Source organism: Actinomadura roseirufa, from assembly GCF_900659635.1.
Lineage (GTDB): Bacteria > Actinomycetota > Actinomycetes > Streptosporangiales > Streptosporangiaceae > Spirillospora > Spirillospora roseirufa.
On the sequence record NZ_CAACVB010000380.1, the window covers coordinates 1 to 5,735 of the forward strand.

Annotated in this window: 3 protein-coding genes and 1 pseudogene; 2 read left to right on the plus strand and 2 right to left on the minus strand. The window is 72.0% G+C overall.

Going from position 1 to position 5,735, the window contains the following annotated elements; genetic code table 11:
* Positions 1 to 624: 624 nt before the first annotated feature.
* Positions 625 to 1,602: an ATP-binding cassette domain-containing protein gene (locus E1291_RS38325; protein WP_131742944.1), complete on the plus strand. Its 978-nt coding sequence runs from the start codon at positions 625 to 627 to the stop codon at positions 1,600 to 1,602.
* A complete protein-coding gene (locus E1291_RS38330) occupies positions 1,599 to 2,420 on the plus strand; it encodes an ABC transporter permease (RefSeq protein ID WP_131742945.1) in 822 nt (273 codons plus the stop codon). The genes E1291_RS38325 and E1291_RS38330 overlap by 4 nt, the downstream gene beginning before the upstream one ends.
* A 372-nt stretch (positions 2,421 to 2,792) precedes the next feature.
* On the opposite strand, the gene E1291_RS44950 is transcribed toward E1291_RS38330, so the two are convergent.
* The gene (locus tag E1291_RS44950; RefSeq protein ID WP_370771113.1) at positions 2,793 to 4,931 is read right to left on the minus strand and encodes an ATP-binding protein; all 2,139 of its coding nucleotides are present in this window, start codon (positions 4,929 to 4,931) and stop codon (positions 2,793 to 2,795) included.
* Positions 4,911 to 5,651, minus strand: a pseudogene (locus tag E1291_RS45500) (AfsR/SARP family transcriptional regulator); the annotation flags it as partial. The gene E1291_RS44950 and the pseudogene E1291_RS45500, both read right to left, overlap by 21 nt.
* Positions 5,652 to 5,735 lie beyond the last annotated feature (84 nt).

Genomic DNA, 5,735 nt, shown 5'->3' on the forward strand with positions numbered 1-5,735 from the left:
ACGGGGCGATCCGGCCGAACAAACCGGCCAGATCGATAAAGGCACTGGCTTTTAACACGCTGTTGAGTTCTCAAGAAACGGACACCCACCGCGCCGGACCCGCTCCCGCGAGCCCCGCTCCGGGGCAACCCTTCTAACTTACCGGAATCTTCTTCCCTGTCAACCTCACTCCGTGGAGTGGATCTTCAGGTTCGTCGCCCGCCCACCGCGCGCGCCATCGCAGGCAGCGAGAACCGCCTGTGAGGGTTCGATCAGTGGAGTCCCTAGGGCCGGCCACCTCGCGGCGTCCTGCATCCCTTCTCGGGCTGTCCTTCAAGCGTACCTCGGTCCGAAGCGAGCTTCGACCCGTTTTCCCCTGAAGGCTTCCCCTAGGGCCGTCCGCCTGTCGGCGTCCCGCATCCCTTGGGGCAGGAAGAACATTAGGGAGCCGTCGACGGTCCGTCAAATCAAGACCGCCCGCTCCACGCGGTGTTCCGGAAACCTCCTGGTCACCTGTCCTTCAGGGCGTTCGCGTCAGTGACGTGTCAGCCGGCTGTCAGCGGGGGGACGCCGGTGTGCGCGCTGTGTCAGCGCTCTCTCCGACAGTGGTCGGGACACGGCGGAATTCGTTGGGAAGGGTGCTCGATGGAGCATGTGATCGAGGCCGAGGGGCTTCGGAAGCGGTTCGGGGATACGCAGGCCCTGGACGGAGTGGATCTCACGGTCAGGCGCGGGACCGTGCTCGGCGTGCTGGGCCCGAACGGTGCGGGCAAGACGACCGCCGTCCGGATCCTGGCGACGCTGCTCAAGCCGGACGCCGGAGAGGCCCGGGTGTGCGGGTACGACGTCCGCAAGGACGCGGTGCGCGTCCGCGCGAAGATCGGGCTCACCGGTCAGTACGCCTCGGTGGACGAGGAGCTGACCGGCATGGAGAACCTGGTGATGATCGCGCGGCTGCTGGACTTCGGGCGGGCCGACGCGAAGGCCAGGGCGCGCCGGCTGCTGGACCGGTTCCGGTTGACGGAGGCCGGTTCACGGGCCGCGAAGACGTACTCGGGCGGGATGCGGCGGCGGCTGGACCTCGCCGCGAGCCTGATCAACCAGCCGGAGGTCATCTACCTGGACGAGCCGACCACCGGCCTCGACCCGCGGGCCCGCAACGAGGTGTGGGACACGGTGCGCGATGTCGTGAGCGAGGGCGCGACGGTCCTGCTGACGACCCAGTACCTGGAAGAGGCGGACGCCCTCGCCGACCGGATCGCGGTGTTCGACCACGGGCGGGTGATCGCGGCGGGCACGTCCGGCGAGCTGAAGTCGCGGATCGGCCGGCAGACCCTGGCGGTGCGGGCGATGGAGCCCTACCGCACGGCGCAGCTCACCGCGATCGTGGCGGAGCTGACCGGGGCGCACCCCGATGTTCAGGAGCCGACCGGGCTGGTGACGGCGCCGGTATCGGACCCGGCGGTGCTGTCGGCCCTGGTCCGGCGGCTGGACGAGGCGTCCATCGTGGCGGCCGAGCTGGCGCTGCGGATGCCGAGCCTGGACGAGGTCTTCCTCACCCTCACCGGTCATCTCGCGGAGGCGCCCGCGGCCGGTCTGATCTCCGAAGGGAGCGTGGCATGACCACGATGAGCGTGGAGCGGGCGTTGTCCGCCGGGGAGCCGCCCGCGCGGATCAGCCCGCGCCGGACGCTGCGCCACGGGCTGACGCTGGCCTGGCGCAACATCTCGCAGCTGAAGCACTCGCCGGAGAAGCTGCTGGACACGACCTTGATGCCGATCGTGTTCCTGCTGTTGTTCCTGTACGTGTTCGGCGGCGCCGTGGAGGGGAGCACGCACTCCTACCTGCAGAAGCTGCTGCCCGGTCTGGTCGCGCAGATGGCGATGTTCGCGACGATGGGTCTCGGGACGGCGCTGAACGAGGACATCCACAAGGGGGTGTTCGACCGGTTCCGCAGCCTGCCGATCGCGCGGTCGGCGCCGCTGATCGGGACGGTGCTGGGCGACACGGTCCGGTTCGTGATCGTGATGACGGTGCTGGTGGGCTTCGGGTCCCTGCTGGGGTTCCGGTTCCACACCGACCCGCTGTCGGTCCTGGGGGCGTTCGCGCTGGCGTACGTGTTCTACCTGGCGGTCTGCTGGATCTCGGTGCTGGTGGGGTTGATCGCCCCGTCGCCGGAGACGGTGCAGGGGCTGGCGTTCATCTGGGTGATGCCGCTGACCTTCGGCAGCAGCATCCTCGTCCCGAACACCTCCACGATGCCCGGTTGGCTGGAGGCGTGGACGAAGGTGAACCCGGTCTCCCACCTGGCGGAGGCGGTCCGGGCGCTCACGGTCGGCGGCTCGGTGGGGAACCACGTCTGGTACACGCTCGGGTGGGCGGCCGCGATCGTCGTCGTCACGTTCCCGATCGCCATGCGGATGTACTCGCGCCGGGCGTGAGCACGGTGTCGGTAACACGGGAAGCCGTGACGTACTCCGGCCTGGCGGCACAGCGCCGGGCCGGAGTGCCGCGTTTCGGGAGCCGTGCAGCGAAGGTCCACGACTCCCTTTGATGGACGAGTGATCGGCGGCGACGCAGGCCGCCGGCTCGCGCGCCATGGCGAGCGTGCCGGCGACGAGAGCCGCGTCGCGAAAGGAGTGGCCGGTTCCGGCCCCGATCAGTCGCGTCCCGTTCCTCCCCAGAGCACGCCCAGGCCGTCCGGTGTGCAAAGCGCGCGCGGGACGGCCCCTCAGGGCGAGCGCCGATTCCCCTTCGGGCGCTAGGGAGAACCGAGGCCGAGCGCCGTTCCACTCCCGGAGACCGGACCCGGCTCAGGAGGAGCGGACGAGTTCGGTGGCCTTGGCGAGGACGACATCGCGGTCAAGGGCGCGCCCCCTGTCGTAGGCGGCGGCGAACCCTTCCTCGCCCAGAGCGTGAGTGGCGCTCCGGACGGTGCGTCCGACCTCGTAGGAGCCCCTGTCGCGGAAGCCGCGAAGCCCGTGGGCGGCACCGAGGAGCTCGGCCGCGCGCCCGTGCTCGCCACGGGCCGCGTTGAGGGCCGCGACCCCGTCGACCAGCGTGGCCAGGGTGAGGAAGCTGTTGATGGTGTCCGTGCCGGCGCCGTCCAGAGCGCGGGTGTGCCAGTCGGCGGCGGCCTCAAGATCGCCCTCCTCCTCGGCCAGGCAACCGAGGCGGCTGTACGTCTTGCGGTACACCTGCGTGAAGTCGGGACGGTGTCGCCGTGGCTCCACCCACTCGCACGCACGGTCGATGTGGGGACGCGCACCCTCCCGATCGCCTTCTTGGAGGGACAGCTCGCACAGCTGCAGGGCGGCGGCCGCCGCGTCCGAGAACTCACCGATGCGCTCCGCGTGCGCCAGCGCACGCTCCAAGTCCTGGCGCGCGCGTGTGAGGTCGCCCATCTGAGCCCGAGCGCGCGCGAGGTGAAGGAGCATCACGGAGCCCTGCTCAGGGCTGACCCCTTGGGTGGCGTAGCCGTACGCTTCCTCGCCCAGGCGCACGGCCTCGGCGGGCTCGCCGCGGGCCAGGGACACCTCCGCGAGCCCGCCGAGGCTGATGATCAGCCCGAAGCGGTCGCCGAGCTCACTGAAACCCGCGTGCCCCACGGTCAGCTCCATCGCCGCCTCGTCGATCTTCCCGGAGCCGAACCCGATGAAGCCGAGGACGGTACGGCACATGGCGCGCACCCACGGATCCTCGTGGTCGATGACGGCCATGACCTCGCGCCGGGCGCCCTCTATGTCGTTGCGGAACAACCTGACGGCGGGCCTGATGAGGACGGCGATGGGGTGCCGCGGGGAGGGAGGGACGGTCGCCACCACGCGGTCGAGCAAGGTGCGCATCGACTCGGTGGTGGGCCCCTGCTCCGAGGACATCTCGGTGACGAGGTCCGCCGTGATGACGCAGATCGAGTACTGCTCGGCCAGCTCCGGCGGTACCGTCCCGCCGGAATCGGCGATGTCGCGGACGGCGACCGCGTGGCCGCCCGCCTCCATCTCCAGGTCCTTCATGACCCAGTACCAGGTCAGCGACGCGACGAGCCGCAGGCCCGTCGCCAGGTCACGGCTGTCGGCGACGAAGCGGAAGACCGCGGCGAAGTTTCCGCGCTCGGCGCCGAGCCGGTCGGCCCAGCGCAACTGGTCGCCGCGGCGCAGCTCCGGCTCGGCGCGCTCGGCGAGCCGGACGCAGTACGCGGCGTGCTCGGCGCGGACGCGATGGGTCTCGCCCGCCTCCTCCAGCCGCTCCTCCGCGTACACGCGCACGGTCTCCAGCAGCCGGTAGCGGACCTCGGCGTCGCCGTCCGCCATCACCAGCGACTTCTCGACCAGCGCGGCGATCACGTCCATGACGTCGGAGGGGTCCGGCGCGCCCGGCGCGGGCAGCCCGCAGACCTGGACGGCGGCCTCCGGCGCGGCGCCGCCCCCGAACACCGACAGCCGGCGCAGGACGGTGCGCTCCGCGCCGTCCAGCAGGTCCCAGCTCCAGTCGATGACGGCGCGGAGCGTGCGGTGCCGGGGCAGGGCCGTGCGGCTGCCCGCGGTGAGCAGCCGGAACCGGTCGCCGAGGCGCGCCGCGACCTGCCCGGGGGTGAGGGAGCGCAGCCGCGCCGCGGCCAGCTCGATGGCGAGCGGGATGCCGTCCAGCGCCCGGCAGATGCCGACGACGTCGTCGACGGTGCCCGCGTCCACGGCGAAGCCGGGGCGCACCGCCGCCGCGCGGTCGGCGAACAGCCGCACCGCCGCGTACCGCAGCGCCTCCGGCGGCTCGGCGGGCTCCCCTTCGGGCGGCAGCGGCAGCGACGGGACGGGGCACAGCGACTCCCCGGTGATGCCGAGCGGCTCGCGGCTGGTGGCGAGCACCCGGACGCCCGGGGCCTGGCCCAGGACGTCGTCGACGAGTCCGGCGACCGCGTCGATGACGTGCTCGCAGTTGTCCAGCACGAGGACCATCCGCTTGCCGGCCAGGAAGTCGATCAGGCGGTCGAGCGGCCGGACGGCGGAGCGGGTCTCGGTGTGACGCACGACCTCGGGCACGTTCAGCGCCACCAGGACGGCCGTCGTGACCTCGCCGGGGTCGCCGACGGACGCCAGCGGGACGAACCACACGCCGTCCGGCATCTCCTCGACGAGGGCTCCCGCGCTCTCGCCCGCCAGCCGGGTCTTGCCCGCGCCGCCCGGACCGGTGAGCGTGACCAGCCGCGTCTCGCGCAGGAGCTTGCCGACCCGCCGCGACTCCTCCTCCCGGCCGACGAAGCTGGTCAGCTGCGCGGGCAGGTTCGTCCGCGCGGGACGCGCCGTGGGGACGGCGGGAGCCACGGCGGGCGCGGGGGCCGTGGGAGCCGTGAGGGCGCCGTCGCCGGGCACGCCCGGCACGTCCTCGCGGCGCAGGATGGCCAGGTGCACGGCGGCCAGCTCCGGTGAGGGGTCCACGCCGAGCCGGTCGGCGAGCGCCCGGCGGGTCTCCTCGAACACCTCCAGGGCCTGGGCCTGCCGTCCCGCCGCGTACAACGCGAGCATGAGGTGGCCGCGCAGCCGCTCGCGCAGCGGATGCGCGGTGGCGAGCGGCTCCAGCTCCGCGGCGGACGGCACCGGGCGTCCGGCGGCCAGCTCGGCGTCCACCCGGTCCTCGACGGCGGCGACGCGCAGCTCGCCGAGCCGCGCGACCGCGCCGGAGGCGAAGTCGAGATCGGAAGAGCGTCGTGTAGGGAAAGAGTGTAGATCTCGGTGGTCGCCGTATCATTAAAAAAAAAAAAA

Excerpts from the sequence above, each read along its gene's own strand:
- E1291_RS44950 (WP_370771113.1), bottom strand. The coding sequence starts at position 4,931 with ATGGTCCTCGTGCTGGACAACTGCGAGCACGTCATCGACGCGGTCGCC.
- E1291_RS38330 (WP_131742945.1), top strand. The coding sequence starts at position 1,599 with ATGACCACGATGAGCGTGGAGCGGGCGTTGTCCGCCGGGGAGCCGCCC.
- E1291_RS38325 (WP_131742944.1), top strand. The coding sequence starts at position 625 with ATGGAGCATGTGATCGAGGCCGAGGGGCTTCGGAAGCGGTTCGGGGAT.